The sequence below is a fragment of the Novosphingobium sp. SG720 genome, from assembly GCF_012275365.1.
Lineage (GTDB): Bacteria > Pseudomonadota > Alphaproteobacteria > Sphingomonadales > Sphingomonadaceae > Novosphingobium > Novosphingobium rhizosphaerae.
Genome location: NZ_JAAZQN010000002.1, coordinates 212,870 through 225,921, shown reverse-complemented (window position 1 = coordinate 225,921; position 13,052 = coordinate 212,870). Strand labels below are relative to the sequence as shown.

General features: G+C 67.8%; 11 protein-coding genes. 7 read left to right on the top strand and 4 right to left on the bottom strand.

All coding sequences use genetic code 11. From position 1 onward, the window contains the following. Positions 1-5: 5 nt before the first annotated feature. Positions 6-716, bottom strand: a complete 711-nt coding sequence (locus FHW94_RS10425) for a DUF1013 domain-containing protein (protein ID WP_168555769.1) — start codon at positions 714-716, stop codon at positions 6-8. Positions 717-875: 159 nt separating this feature from the next. Then, positions 876-1,877: an NAD(P)H-quinone oxidoreductase gene (locus FHW94_RS10420; protein WP_168555768.1), complete on the bottom strand. Its 1,002-nt coding sequence runs from the start codon at positions 1,875-1,877 to the stop codon at positions 876-878. Between the two features lie 100 nt (positions 1,878-1,977). Between FHW94_RS10420 and FHW94_RS10415 the strand changes: the two genes are divergently transcribed. Then, entirely contained in the window at positions 1,978-2,241 is a 264-nt protein-coding gene (locus FHW94_RS10415; RefSeq protein ID WP_168555767.1) for a DUF1192 domain-containing protein, read from the top strand. Between the two features lie 239 nt (positions 2,242-2,480). After that, positions 2,481-4,838, top strand: coding sequence for an ATP-dependent Clp protease ATP-binding subunit ClpA (clpA, locus tag FHW94_RS10410; RefSeq protein WP_168555766.1), 2,358 nt, complete (start codon positions 2,481-2,483; stop codon positions 4,836-4,838). Positions 4,839-4,906: 68 nt separating this feature from the next. On the opposite strand, the gene FHW94_RS10405 is transcribed toward clpA, so the two are convergent. Both FHW94_RS10405 and FHW94_RS10400 read right to left on the bottom strand, forming a co-directional pair. Then, positions 4,907-5,863: a glyoxylate/hydroxypyruvate reductase A gene (locus tag FHW94_RS10405; RefSeq protein ID WP_168555765.1), complete on the bottom strand. Its 957-nt coding sequence runs from the start codon at positions 5,861-5,863 to the stop codon at positions 4,907-4,909. Between the two features lie 50 nt (positions 5,864-5,913). After that, entirely contained in the window at positions 5,914-6,921 is a 1,008-nt protein-coding gene (locus FHW94_RS10400) for a DUF3667 domain-containing protein (protein WP_168555764.1), read from the bottom strand. 136 nt (positions 6,922-7,057) lie between these two features. Between FHW94_RS10400 and FHW94_RS10395 the strand changes: the two genes are divergently transcribed. From FHW94_RS10395 to FHW94_RS10375, 5 genes are all read left to right on the top strand, one after another. Beyond that, complete coding sequence (locus FHW94_RS10395) at positions 7,058-8,641, top strand: M23 family metallopeptidase (protein WP_349237492.1); 1,584 nt, start codon at positions 7,058-7,060, stop codon at positions 8,639-8,641. 102 nt (positions 8,642-8,743) lie between these two features. Then, positions 8,744-9,970: a GDSL-type esterase/lipase family protein gene (locus FHW94_RS10390; RefSeq protein WP_168555763.1), complete on the top strand. Its 1,227-nt coding sequence runs from the start codon at positions 8,744-8,746 to the stop codon at positions 9,968-9,970. Further along, on the top strand, positions 9,967-11,301 hold the full coding sequence (locus tag FHW94_RS10385; protein WP_168555762.1) for a GDSL-type esterase/lipase family protein: 1,335 nt from the start codon (positions 9,967-9,969) through the stop codon (positions 11,299-11,301). Before FHW94_RS10390 ends, FHW94_RS10385 begins: the two co-directional genes overlap by 4 nt. A gap of 10 nt (positions 11,302-11,311) precedes the next feature. Next, the gene (locus tag FHW94_RS10380; RefSeq protein ID WP_168555761.1) at positions 11,312-12,706 is read left to right on the top strand and encodes an MBOAT family protein; all 1,395 of its coding nucleotides are present in this window, start codon (positions 11,312-11,314) and stop codon (positions 12,704-12,706) included. Between the two features lie 10 nt (positions 12,707-12,716). Beyond that, entirely contained in the window at positions 12,717-13,031 is a 315-nt protein-coding gene (locus FHW94_RS10375; protein ID WP_168555760.1) for a hypothetical protein, read from the top strand. The last annotated feature ends 21 nt before the right edge of the window (positions 13,032-13,052 follow it).

The window sequence follows — 13,052 nt, the reverse complement described above, 5'->3', positions numbered from 1 at the left end:
GGGACTTAGCTGTCGGAGATGCCTTCGGCGCGGCGCGCTTCGAGCCAGGCCATGGCTTCCGCGTGCTGGGCAGCTTCCGAAGCGGCCTTGGACTGAGCCTCGCGCTGGGCGCGCAGTTCCTCGATCAGGGCGTCGCGATCCGAACCCAGGCGATCGGTCACGGCGCCTTCGTCCTCGGCCGGCACGCCGGCGCGCTTGGACGCCTTGCTCACCAGCATGTCCAGCTCGCGCTGCGAGCACAGGCCCAGGGTCACCGGGTCCTTGGGATTGATGTTGGCGATGTTCCAGTGGCTGCGATCGCGAATCGCGGCAATGGTGGTGCGCGTGGTGCCGATCAGCTTGCCGATCTGCGCGTCGGAAATTTCCGGATGGTGGCGCAGGATCCAGGCGATGCCGTCGGGCTTGTCCTGGCGCTTGGACACCGGCGTATAGCGCGGGCCCTTGGTGCGGCTGACGGCCAGCGGTGCGCGCTGCATCTTGAGGCGGTATTCGGGATGCTCTTGCCCGCGATCGATTTCGCTCTGGCTCAGTTCGCCCGAATGCAGCGGGTTGCGGCCCGTGTACTTGGCGCCGGCCAGATCGTCGGCCATGGCCTGCACTTCAAGGATATGCAGCCCGCAGAACTCGGCAATCTGTTCGAACGTCAGTGCCGTATTGTCGACAAGCCACGAAGCAGTGGCATGCGGCATCAGCGGATACGTGGGCTGGTTGCTCACGGCATGGTCCTCTTTTTTTCGTGCGCGATTGGCTGTGTGAGTGGCGCGGAAACAATAAGGGCCGCCCCTTCACGGAGCGGCCACTTGCCTGGGAAGATGTAAGCGAGCATGGCCCAAACGGCAAGAGCAATCCGCGCAGGCACCGTATTTGCGCCCGAATCAGGGCATTTTCAGCACGATCTTGCCGATGTGGTGGCCCGCTTCCATCCGCGCGTGGGCAGCAGCGGCCTGATCGAGCGGAAAGGCCTGGTCCATGATCGGGCGCAGCTTGCCCTCGCCCACCAACGGCCAGACCGTTTCCAGGATCTCTCCGGCAAGCAGCGCCTTGAACGTGACGGACCGTGCCCGCAGGGTGGACCCGGTGAGCGTGAGGCGCCGGGTCATGACCTGCGCCATGTTGATCTGCGCCTTGGCCCCGCCCTGCACCGCGATGGTCACGTGGCGGCCATCGGGCGCCAGGCATTGCAGGTTGCGCGCCACATAGTCGCCAGCGACCATGTCGAGCACCAGGTTGACGCCTTGGCCGCCGGTGATTGCCTTGACTTCTTCGACAAAATCGCTGGCCTTGTAGTCGATCGCGTGGGTGGCGCCGATCGCCAGCGCGGCCTGGCACTTTTCCGCGCCGCCGCAGGTGACGATCACGGTGAGCCCGAACAGCTTGCCCAGCATGATCGCCATGCTGCCGATGCCGCTGGTGCCGCCGTGGACCAGGATCGTCTCGCCCTCGCAGGCCCAGCCGCGTTCGAACACGTTGTGCCACACGGTGAACAGCGTTTCGGGCAGGGCCGCAGCCTGATCGAGCGGCAGGGATTCGGGCACGGGCAGGCAATGCCCGGCCTCTGCCAGGCAATATTGCGCATAGCCACCGCCCGAAACCAGCGCGCAGACATTCTGGCCGAGCAAGGGGATGGTCACGCCTTCACCGAGCGCGACCACCTGGCCGGCGATTTCGAGGCCGGGAATGAGCGAGGCGCCGGGCGGCGGCGGATAGGAACCCTGGCGCTGGATCACATCGGGGCGGTTGACGCCGGCATAGGCCACCTTGACCAGCACCTGCCCGGGGCCCGGGCGCGGCACGGGCAGCGTTTCGGGGCGGAGCACCTCCGGCCCGCCATGCCCGTCAAACCCCACTGCCGTCATCGTCACCGGAAGTTCCAGCATCTGCTGCCCCATGTTTTGACGTCATTTGCCTATAAGAGCGTCGCTCTAGCCATGGGACAGGTTGACAGCAAGCGTTTGCCGTCCAACATTGTGCAGTGCGATGGACGCAGATGACCTTCCGCGCCGCAAGGGCGACCTGGCCGGGCAACTGGCCGCCGAACCACTCGATTCGCTTTCGGTGGACGAGTTGAGCGCGCGCATCGCCCTGCTTGAAGCCGAGATCGCCCGGACGGCGCGCCATCGTGAAACCGCGGGGCGCACCCGCGCCGCGGCAGAGGCGCTGTTCGGTACTTCCCGTCCCGCCCTTGCTCCTTCTGGCCCGCCTCCTTCCGGCCCGCCCCCTTCCGGCGAAACTGGACGATGAGCGCCGCCGCCCTTCACCTTGCGGGGCGGCATCCCCATATAGCTGTTCAGCCCCCAGGAACGCGTCCGGTTGCCGGTTTTGGCAAGCGGTTGCGCAAACCATCGATTGAAGCATCCGTGGCGACCGCCCAACCTGGTTCGGCGGCGGTTAACCAACCCCGTGCTTTTCTCCCGCAAGGGAACCATCCCGTGGCGGAATACTTCCGTCATGGCCAAGAGTGAGCCCCAGAAAGCGAGCCTATGCCCAGTTTCGCCCAGAGCCTCGAAAAGACGTTGCACAGCGCCCTGGCCAATGCCTCGGAGCGCAGTCATGAATACGCGACGCTCGAACATCTCCTGCTTGCCCTGATCGACGATGCAGACGCGGCGCAGGTGATGCAGGCCTGCGGCGTGGATCTTGGCGATCTGGGCGACGTGGTACGCCAGTACCTCGACCAGGAATACCAATCCCTCAAGACCGCGGAAAAGGCCGATCCCCAGCCCACCGCCGGGTTCCAGCGCGTGATCCAGCGCGCGATCCTGCATGTCCAGTCTTCCGGCAAGGACACCGTGACCGGGGCCAACGTGCTGGTCGCGCTGTTTTCCGAGCGCGATTCCTATGCCGTCTATTTCCTGCAGCAGCAGGACATGAGCCGCCTGGATGCCGTGAGCTATATCAGCCACGGCATTGGCAAGGGCGGCCGCCAGGTCAATTCCAGCACGGCCAAGCCGAGCGAGGAAGAAACCCCCAAGCAGGAAGAAAAGGCCGAAGCCAAGGGCGGCAACAAGAAGGATTCCGCGCTCGACCAGTTCTGCGTCAACCTCAACGACAAGGCGCTTTCGGGCAAGGTCGATCCGCTGATCGGCCGCGGCCCCGAAGTGGATCGCACGATCCAGATCCTGTGCCGCCGTTCCAAGAACAACCCGCTCTATGTCGGCGATCCCGGCGTGGGCAAGACCGCCATCGCCGAAGGCCTGGCGCGCAAGATCGTGGAAGGCGAAGTGCCCGAGGTGCTGGCCAAGGCGGTGATCTATTCGCTCGACATGGGCAGCCTGCTCGCGGGCACGCGCTATCGCGGCGATTTCGAGGAACGCCTCAAGCAGGTCGTGTCCGAACTGGAAAAGATGCCGCACGCGATCCTGTTCATCGACGAGATCCACACCGTGATCGGCGCCGGCGCCACCAGCGGCGGGGCCATGGACGCCTCGAACCTCTTGAAGCCCGCGCTTTCGGGCGGGACGATCCGCTGCATCGGTTCGACCACCTACAAGGAGTTCCGCAACCACTTCGAAAAGGACCGCGCCCTGCTGCGCCGGTTCCAGAAGATCGACGTGAACGAACCCACCGTGGAAGACACGATCAAAATCCTCAAGGGCCTGCGCACGGCGTTCGAGGAGCACCACAAGGTCAAGTACACGCCCGAGGCGATCAAGACCGCGGTGGAGCTTTCCGCGCGCTATATCAACGACCGCAAGCTGCCCGACAAGGCGATCGACGTGATCGACGAAGTGGGCGCGATGCAGATGCTGGTGCCGCCGTCCAAGCGCAAGAAGACCATCACCGCGCGCGAGATCGAGGCCGTGATCGCGACGATGGCGCGCATCCCGCCCAAGTCTGTCAGCAGCGACGACAAGAAGGTGCTGGAGCATCTGGAGCGTGACTTGAAGCGCCTGGTGTTTGGCCAGGACAAGGCGATCGAAGTGCTGTCGAGCGCCATGAAGCTGAGCCGCGCCGGCCTGCGCGACCCGGACAAACCGATCGGTTCCTTCCTGTTCTCCGGCCCGACCGGCGTGGGCAAGACCGAAGTGGCGCGCAGCCTCGCCCAGATCATGGGCATTCCGCTGCAGCGCTTCGACATGTCGGAATACATGGAGCGCCATTCGGTCAGCCGCCTGATCGGTGCCCCTCCGGGCTATGTCGGGTTCGACCAGGGCGGTCTGCTGACCGATGCCATCGACCAGCAACCGCATTGCGTGCTGCTGCTGGATGAAATCGAGAAGGCCCACCCCGATCTGTTCAACATCCTGCTGCAGGTGATGGACAACGGGCGCCTGACCGATCACCACGGCAAGACGGTGGATTTCCGCAACGTGGTCCTGATCATGACCACCAATGCCGGCGCATCGGACATGGCCAAGCAGGGCATCGGGTTCGGCGATGTGTCCAAGCAGGACGCGGGCGACGAAGCGGTGAAGAACCTGTTCACGCCGGAATTCCGCAACCGCCTGGATGCCATCGTGCCCTTCGGCTACCTGCCGCCCGAAGTTGTCAGCCGCGTGGTCGACAAGTTCGTGCTGCAGCTGGAACTCCAGCTGGCCGAGCAGAACGTGCACATCCAGTTCGACGGCGATGCCCGCGCCTGGCTGGCCACGCGCGGCTATGACCGGCTCTATGGCGCGCGGCCGATGGCGCGCCTGATCCAGGAAAAGGTCAAGAAGCCGCTGGCCGAGGAACTGCTGTTCGGCAAGCTGGCCAATGGCGGGGAAGTGCATGTCAGCCTGAAGGACGATGCGCTCAGCTTCGAACTGACCCCGGCGGCGCCCAAGCTGGTCAAGAAGAAGGCCGGCAAGCGCAAGGCGAGCGACGCAGCCAGCGAGCCCAACGCCGACGAGGCCTGATCTTCGACACGCAAACGAGAAAAGGGCGGGAGAGGCGATGCCTTTCCCGCCCTTTTTCGTGCCGCCGCTCAGTATCCTGTGCTGCGATCGACCAGGCCTAGCGGGGCCTCGCCCGCCCGCCACCGCGCGATGTTGGCGGCAATGGCACGCGCCGCCGAATGCGGATCGGTGGGGGCGGCAACGTGGGGCGTGATGGTGATGTCGGCACGCTGCCACAGCGGATCGCCCGCCGGCAGCGGCTCCACCGTGAAGACATCGAGCACGGCATGGCCGATCTGCCCGGCATCGAGCGCGGCGATGAGATCGGGCACCACGACATGGCCGCCCCGCCCGGCGTTCACCAGGCCCGCACCGCGCGGCATGCGGGCAAAGGCCCCGGCCCCCAGCAGGCCCTGGGTCTGCGGCGTCAGCGGCAGCAGGTTGATCAGAATCTGCCCCGCGCCCAGCACGTGGTCCAGTCCATCGGCGCCGCTGGCCATGGCCACACCGGGCAAGGGCGCCCTTGGGCGGCGGCTCCAGCCGACAACGTCGAAGCCGACCTGGGCAAGCAAGGCGGCGCTCGCCTGGCCCATTTCGCCCATGCCCAGCACGCCGACGCGGCGCTCTGCCATGCGTGGCTGGGCCAGCGGTTGCCAGTGCCCACGCGCCTGTTGCGCGCGATAGGCCGGCATCTGCCGGTGCAGCGCCAGGACATGGCCGAGCACCGCCTCTGCCATGTCTGCCGCCAGTAGCGGATCGACCAGCCGCGCCAGGGGCACCGCCGGCAGCGCCGGATCGGCCAGCAGCGCATCCACCCCGGCCCAGGCGCTTTGCACCAGGCGCAAGGCCGGCAGGCGCGCCAGGCGGCCGGGTGGCGGGTTGGCGACCACGGCCACGCTCACGCCGGCCAGAATCTCTGCCGCCGGGGCAGAAGCGGGCTCACCCGTCCAGGCGACAATGTCGTCACCGGGCAGACTGGCGCGCAGGGCTTGGGTCCACACCGCCAGTTCTTCCGCAGCGAGATCGGCAAGGAACAGGATCGACACGCTCTATCGCCTCCACCAGCGCGGGCCGCGTTCCACGTGGAACAAACGGATCATTCCGCGCCCGCCTGCGCCAGGATCACCGCCGCAAAGAGCAGCAGCGCCACCAGCGCAAAGACCAGCAAGGCCCCGGTGCGCCACAGCGCGCCCCAGCGCCCGCAGCCATAGGCACCGCGCAGCTGGCGATAGATATGCAGCGGCGGCACCCCCACGGCCACCACGGCAATGCCCGGCAGCCCCAGCCAATCGGCCAGCATCAGCACCACCAGCAGCAGAGTCATGAACGAAAGCGAATACGTGACGAACACGGTGTGATCGTAAAGCTGGAAGCGCCGGCTGAACGGAAACAGCAGCCACAGCATGGGCACCGAGATCGGGATCAGCACCCAGCTGTATTTGTAGGCATAGGATTGCAGCTTGTAGACTGCCAGGCCGGGATTGGTGCGGAATGCATCGATCACGTGGGCCAGTTGCGGAATGTCGCTGCGCACGCGCGGGCCCCCGCCCGTGCTGTCCGGCCCGCTGACGCTGGCGATCACGTCCAGCGCGGTCTTTTGCGAATCGATCTGTTCGTCGATGCTTTCGGTGCTGCGGTGCTGGCGCACCAGATCGGCCCGCTGCGCCTCCAGCCGGGAAAGGGTGCGCTGTGCCTCTGCCTTGCCCTGCGCCAGGCTCTTGCCATCGGTGCCCACGGCGGGATTCCAGTGCCATTCCCCGCTGACCTGGTGGAACACGGCAAACATCAGGAACACGCTGAACAGGAACAGCGCCAGAGGCGAAACAAAGCGCACGCGCTGCCCGTCGGCATAGCGGCGGGTGAGTTCGCCCGGTTTCCACGCCAGCAGCGGCAGCGTGTGCCAGATGCGCCCTTCGAAGTGGAAAACGCCGTGGAGAAGATCGTGGAAAAAAGCGCCCAGCGTGCGGTGCACGTGCGCCGCCTGACCACAGGCGTGGCAGTGGCTGCCGACCAGCGGCGTGGCGCAATTGAGGCAGGCAGTTTCGTGCGTATGGCCATCTTCCCCAATCGGAAAGGCGCCAACCGCAAGGGCAGTGTCCGGCATCGATCGATTTCCCCGTTCGTTACCGCAGATTGCGGCCTTCGCGCGCCATCCGCAAGACCCGGCCCCGCACTTTACGGGGCGTTAACCGTCATGCGGCAGGGAGGACAAAGGGGTTTTACGAAGGGATCATCCGGGCGTGCACGGCCCACGCGAGACATTCGGCAGCTTTGGCACCGGCATGGGTGGCGGCGGATTCGCGCGCGCTGGCGGCTTTGGCACGCGGCGCACGCCGATCATCGCCCCAACGCCCCCCGCGCCGCCGGCCGCCCCCCTGCCCGACTGGCGCCAATCGCCCCATCCCCTCGCCCGGCGCTGGCTGGCGGCCTGCCTGCGCATGGAACGCGCCGCGGCACGCTGGCTGCAGGTGCACGACCTGGCGCAGGATATCGGCAGCCGCCGCTGGCTGCATGGCGCGGCCACTTGCGCCACCCTTGCCGCCGCAGCCTTGGCGCTGTGGCCCAGCTTTGCCCCGCTCCAGGCCGCACCACTGCAAGCGCTGGACGACGGCATGGCCCAGGAATTGGCCGCCCAGGGCATTCGCCCGCTGGCGCAAGGGGCGGGCAATGGCCGCCATTTCGCCGCGACGTCGCTGATCACCCATCTCGCCGCCGCGCCCGAGCGGCCGAGCATCACCATGACCGCCACGCTGGGCGAGAACGACAGCCTGGCGCGCATGCTGCAACGATCGGGCCTGGCGATGAGCGATGCGGCGCAGGCCGCCAGCCTGATCGCCCGCGCCGTTCCGCCTGAACAACTGGCGCCGGGCACGCGCTTCCAGATGACGCTGGGCGCCCATGCCGGGCCGCTCGATCCGCGCCCGCTCGACAAGTTGAGCGTGCGCGCGCGGTTCGACCTGGCGATCGACATCGTGCGCCAGGGCGGCAGCCTTGCCCTGCGCCAGCGCGCGATCCCGGTAGATACCACGCCGATGCGCCTGACCGGCATAGTCGGCAGCAGCCTCTATCGTTCGGCCCGCGCCGCCGGCGCCAGCCCGCAGGCCGTGCAGGACTATCTGCGCACGATCGACACCGTGCTGCCGTTCGAGGACATTGCCCCCACCGACGAATTCGACCTGGTGGTATCCTACAAGCGCGCCGCCGACGGCGAAGGGCAGATGGGCGACTTGCTCTATGCCGGGGTGCGGCGCGGCGGGCAGCCGCGCGCGCAATTGCTGCGCTGGGGCAACCAGGGCGAATTCATGAGCCCCGAGGCGATGAAGGGCACGATCCAGGGCGACGGTTCGGGCCTGCTCGCCGCACCCGTGGACGGGCACGTGACATCGGGCTTTGGCTGGCGGCGCCATCCCATCCTGGGCTATGTGCGCCTGCATGCTGGCATCGATTTCGGCGCGGCCTGGGGCGCACCGATCCACGCGGTCAGCGATGGCACCGTCACTTTTGCCGGCTGGCACGGCGGGCATGGCGAATATGTGCGGCTGGACCACGGCGGGGGCATCGGCACCGGCTATGGCCACATGAGCCGCATTGCCGTGGCACCGGGCACCCACGTGGTGCGCGGGCAAGTGATCGGCTATGTCGGTTCCACCGGGCTTTCGACCGGGCCGCACCTGCACTACGAACTCTATCGCGGTGGGCAGGTGGTCGATCCCTCCTCGATCAGCATGATCGCCCGCACGCGCAGCGTCGATCCGGCGCAACTGGCGGCCTATCGCGCCCGCCTCAACGCCTTCATGGCGCTGCGGCCCGGCCCGGCGCGCTGACCCCCGGCACCGGTCGTTGGCGACCGGTCGAACTGGCGCGAAGGCGTTGACGCCCCTGCCCGCCCTCCATAGGAGCGGCGGAAGAAAGGCGGGACGGTTTCGTTGGGTAAGCGCAGGTGGATCATGGTGCTGGATCGCGGGGCGGTCCTGTTCATCGGCATTGCCGTGGGCGCGGTGCTGGGCCTGTCATTCCGCACCGGGGGAAAACCCTGGCAAGCGCTGCCCGGCTGGGATGCCCCCGGGCCTGTCGCGGAAATCCCGGCCACGTCCAACGACGCGCCGGCGGCGGCCACTCCGCTGGTCCTGGCGCCCGGCTGTGGCGGACTGTTTCCCAAGGGGCCGCGCGTAGCCGCCGCCCTGGCCGCGCATCGGCCGCTGCACATCGGCGTGTTCGGCGATTCGTTCGGTGACGGGCTGTGGGCCGCCACCGACCAGGCGTTTCGCAAGTTCCCTGACGTCAAAGTCCACCAGTTCAGCCACGAAGGCACCGGCTTTACCCGCTATCGCACCCGCGACCTGCTGCAGGACGCCAAGGATCGGGTGGCCGCCCAGCCGATCGACGTGGCGCTGATCAGCATCGGCGCCAACGACACCCAGGGCCTGTTCGTGGGCGGCCATGCCGCGCCTTACATGAGCGCGGCCTGGCAGGAGACGATCGACGGGCGCGTGACCGCGCTGGTGCGCATGCTGCAACAACGCGGCGTCGCGGTGGGCTGGGTGGGCCTGCCGCGCATGCGCGACCCCGAATTCGACCGCGACATCCAGGCGATGAACGGCTTTTTCGCCAAGGTCACCTGCCGGCTGGGCGTGCCCTTTGCCAATGCCGTGCCGGTGAGCGAGGATCGCCAGCACCGCTTTGCCCTGCGGCTGACCGATCCGGCCACCGGGACCAGCTATCTGGCGCGCGCCAACGATGGCAAGCACATGACGTTCCATGGCTATGAAGTGATCAGCCGGCCGGTGGTGCAGCCGATCCTGGCCCTGCTGGCCCCGCCCGCGCCGAAGGCGGCCACCCCTTCGGCGCAGCCCAGCCTGGCGCCACCAGCAGACCATCCGGCAACGCCGCCGCGCCACAAGCGCCCCGCCGCCGATGCGCCCAAGCCCGATGATGGCGGCAAGCCCACAGACTTGCCCACACACTTGCCCACACAACGGCCCACAGGGTCTTCCACGGATTCATCCACAGCCCCCGCCAAACCGGCGGCGAAGGCCGAAGCGAAATCCGATCCCAAGCCCGATGCCAAGCCGGACAGCAAACCGAGCACGGCACCCAGCAATGGCCCCGACAGCAAGCCTGCTGCCACCCCACCCCGAGGAACGCGCCGATGAGCCACCGCCTGTCCTTGTGCGCCGGGCTGGCCCTGTCTGCACTGTCGTGTCCGCCAGTTCTGGCCCAGAACGCGCCGGTCGATCTGACGCCGCCGCTGGCCACTGCACCCCCGGCAGCTGTCATCACCGCCGCCGTACCGGGGCAGCTGGGCAATGCCGCCGCCATTGCCCCGTTCCTGGCGCGCCTGGCGCCCAATGCCCCAGCCAGCGCGACGGGCGCGGGCGTGCTTTCGATCGTGCAGATCGGTGACAGCCACACGGCCGGCGACATGGTCAGCCAGGGCCTGCGCGCCGCGTTGCAGGCGCGGCTGGGCAATGCCGGGCGCGGCATGATGCCCGCCGGCAAGCCCTATCAGGGCTATTTGTCGTGGGGCGTGACCGCGCGACAAAGCGCGGAATGGCAGGGCAACAGCCTGTTCGGGCCGCAGCGCCATGCCGATGGCGCGTTGCTGGGCTTTTCGGGCTTTACCCAGACCACCACGATGCCGGCCGCCACGATGACGCTGTCTGCCGACATGCCCGCCACGCGGTTTACCCGCTTCACCTTGTGCGGGTTGACCGGCCCCGATGCCGGCGCGGTGACGGTCACGTTCGATGGCGTGCCGGCCGAACCGATCAGCTTTTCCGCGCACACGCCGGGTGCGGCCTGCTTCGTGCGCATATCGGCCACCCCGGTTACGCAGGCCATGGTCGCGACGCTCGATACCCGCACGGTCAGCCTCACCGCCTGGGAAACGCGCACCGGCACGCCCGGCGCGATCGTGGCCAACCTGGGCGTGGTGGGCGCGCGCGCCATGCACCTGGCGCGGGCAGACGATGCCGTGGCCGGGGCCGAACTGGCCGCAGCACGCCCCGACCTGGTGATCCTGGCCTTTGGCACCAACGAAGGGTTCGATCCCGCGCTGGGCCTGGCCGAAACCGAAGCGGTGGTGCGCACTGCCGTGGCGCGGGTGCGCGCCATGGCCGGGGCCAATGTGCCGATCCTGATGGTCGGGCCGCCCGATGCGGCCAGCAATCGCCCGGCCGTGGCCCTGCCTGCCCTGCCTGAAACGCAGGCCTGCGGCGGTGGCTGGTCCGTGCCCGGCCACCTGGCGCAGATGCGCGCGCTGGAGCGGCGGCTGGCCACCACGCTGGGCCTGGCCTTCTGGGACTGGCAAGGGGCGATGGGTGGCCCCTGCACCACCATGGCCTGGGTAGCCCAGGGCCTGCAACGCGGCGACCATGTGCATTTTACCCGCGAAGGCGGGCGCCTGATCGGCGCGGGCCTGGCGGCAGACCTGTTTGCAGCGGCCGCCTCCCTGCCGCCTGCACGCCTGCCGCCGGTGCGTTGAGCCGCCGCCCGTGCTGTTTCCCACGCTGGCCTTCCATGTCTTTTTCCTGGCGGTCTTTGCCCTCAACCGCCTGATGGCGCGCACGCGGGATTGGCGCGTGATCATGCTGCTGCTCGCCTCGTGGCTGTTCTACGGCCTGTGGGACGCGCGCTTCGTTGCCCTGCTGATTGCCAGCTCGGCGTGGAACTGGCTGTTTGCGCGAATTATCGCGCGCGGCAACGCGCAGGGGTGGGGCCGGGCGCCGCGCCTCGTGGCGCTGTGGTTGGCGATCCTGGGCAATCTGGCGGTGCTGGGCTGGTTCAAGTATGCAGGATTCCTGGCCGATCTCGCCGGCGTCTCGCTGGCGCAGGCGATCATCCTGCCGGTTGGCATCTCGTTCTTCACGTTCCAGGGCCTGAGCTATGTGATCGACGTGTACGACGGCCGCACGCGGCCGGCGCGCCTGCTCGACCTGACGCTGCTAATGAGCTTTTTCCCGCACCTGGTGGCCGGCCCGATCGTGCGGCCCAGCCACCTGCTGCCGCAATTGCGCCATCCGCCCCGCTTGGGGCGGCAGGAAGCGGCGGCCTGCCTCATCCTGATCCTGTGGGGCACGGTGAAGAAGGCGGTGATCGCCAACGACATTTCGGTCCATCTGGTCGATCCGGTGTTTGCCGATCCGGCGGGCCATTCGGCACTGGAGCTGGTGCTCGCTGCCTATGGCTATGCGGTTCAGATCTATTGTGATTTTTCTGCCTACACGGATATGGCGATCGGCCTGGCCGGGCTGCTCGGCTTTCGCTTTCCGCGCAATTTCGACCAGCCCTATCGCGCTGCATCCTTGCAGGATTTCTGGCGCCGCTGGCACATCAGCCTGTCGAGCTGGCTGCGCGACTATCTCTATATCGGGGCATTTGGCGGATCGCGCCAGGCGCTGTGGCGCACCTGCCTGGCCCTGTTCGGCACGATGGTTCTGGGCGGGCTGTGGCATGGGGCGAGTTGGAACTTCGTGATCTGGGGCGCGCTGCACGGTGGGGTGCTGGTGGCCGAACGGTTGTGGCAGCGCGCTCGCCCGGCCGGCTGGCCGGCCTTGCCCGCTTGGGCTGGCACGGTGATCACCTTTCACATCGTGGCGCTGGGTTGGATTTTCTTCCGGTGCAGCGAGTTTTCCGGCGCGATCGCGTTCCTGCGCGGCATGGTGGCCGGCACGGGCGGCGGCGCGCCGCTTGCCACGCCCTGGGTCTTGGCCCTGATGGCGTTGGGCATGGCCTGCCATTTCGGCCCGCGCCACGCGGTGCAGCGCGCCGCCCAGGCGCTGGCCGTGCTGCCCGGCTGGGCCGTGGGCCTGGTCGGTACCCTGGTGCTGCTGGTCGTCGAAGGCTTGCGCGGCGGCGGGATCGCGCCTTTCATCTATTTCCAGTTCTAGGGGTTGGCGCATGGATGACGGACTGCCCTGGGGCGAATCGCCCATCGATCTGGACCAAGAGGCCGATCCCGCGCTGCAGACTGGCTGGCGCTGGGCCTGGGGCGTGCTCGCCAGCAGCAGCCTGGCGCTGGGGCTGTGCAATTCCCACGCCCTGGCCAACTGGGCCAACCAGTTGCCGCCCAATGACCTGACCGCGCCGATCGTGATGGCCGCCGATGCCTGGCACGACACGGCCGGGCGCTGGGGCCTCAACACCGTGGTCGATGGCGTGGAACGCTGGGCCGATGGTGCGCGTGGCGAGGCGCCGGCTGGCGCGCACGACTGATCCGCCCTTCCCTTTTCGCCG

Excerpts from the sequence above, each read along its gene's own strand:
- FHW94_RS10385 (WP_168555762.1), top strand. The coding sequence starts at position 9,967 with ATGAGCCACCGCCTGTCCTTGTGCGCCGGGCTGGCCCTGTCTGCACTG.
- FHW94_RS10400 (WP_168555764.1), bottom strand. The coding sequence starts at position 6,921 with ATGCCGGACACTGCCCTTGCGGTTGGCGCCTTTCCGATTGGGGAAGAT.
- clpA (WP_168555766.1), top strand. The coding sequence starts at position 2,481 with ATGCCCAGTTTCGCCCAGAGCCTCGAAAAGACGTTGCACAGCGCCCTG.
- FHW94_RS10420 (WP_168555768.1), bottom strand. The coding sequence starts at position 1,877 with ATGCTGGAACTTCCGGTGACGATGACGGCAGTGGGGTTTGACGGGCAT.
- FHW94_RS10415 (WP_168555767.1), top strand. The coding sequence starts at position 1,978 with ATGGACGCAGATGACCTTCCGCGCCGCAAGGGCGACCTGGCCGGGCAA.
- FHW94_RS10375 (WP_168555760.1), top strand. The coding sequence starts at position 12,717 with ATGGATGACGGACTGCCCTGGGGCGAATCGCCCATCGATCTGGACCAA.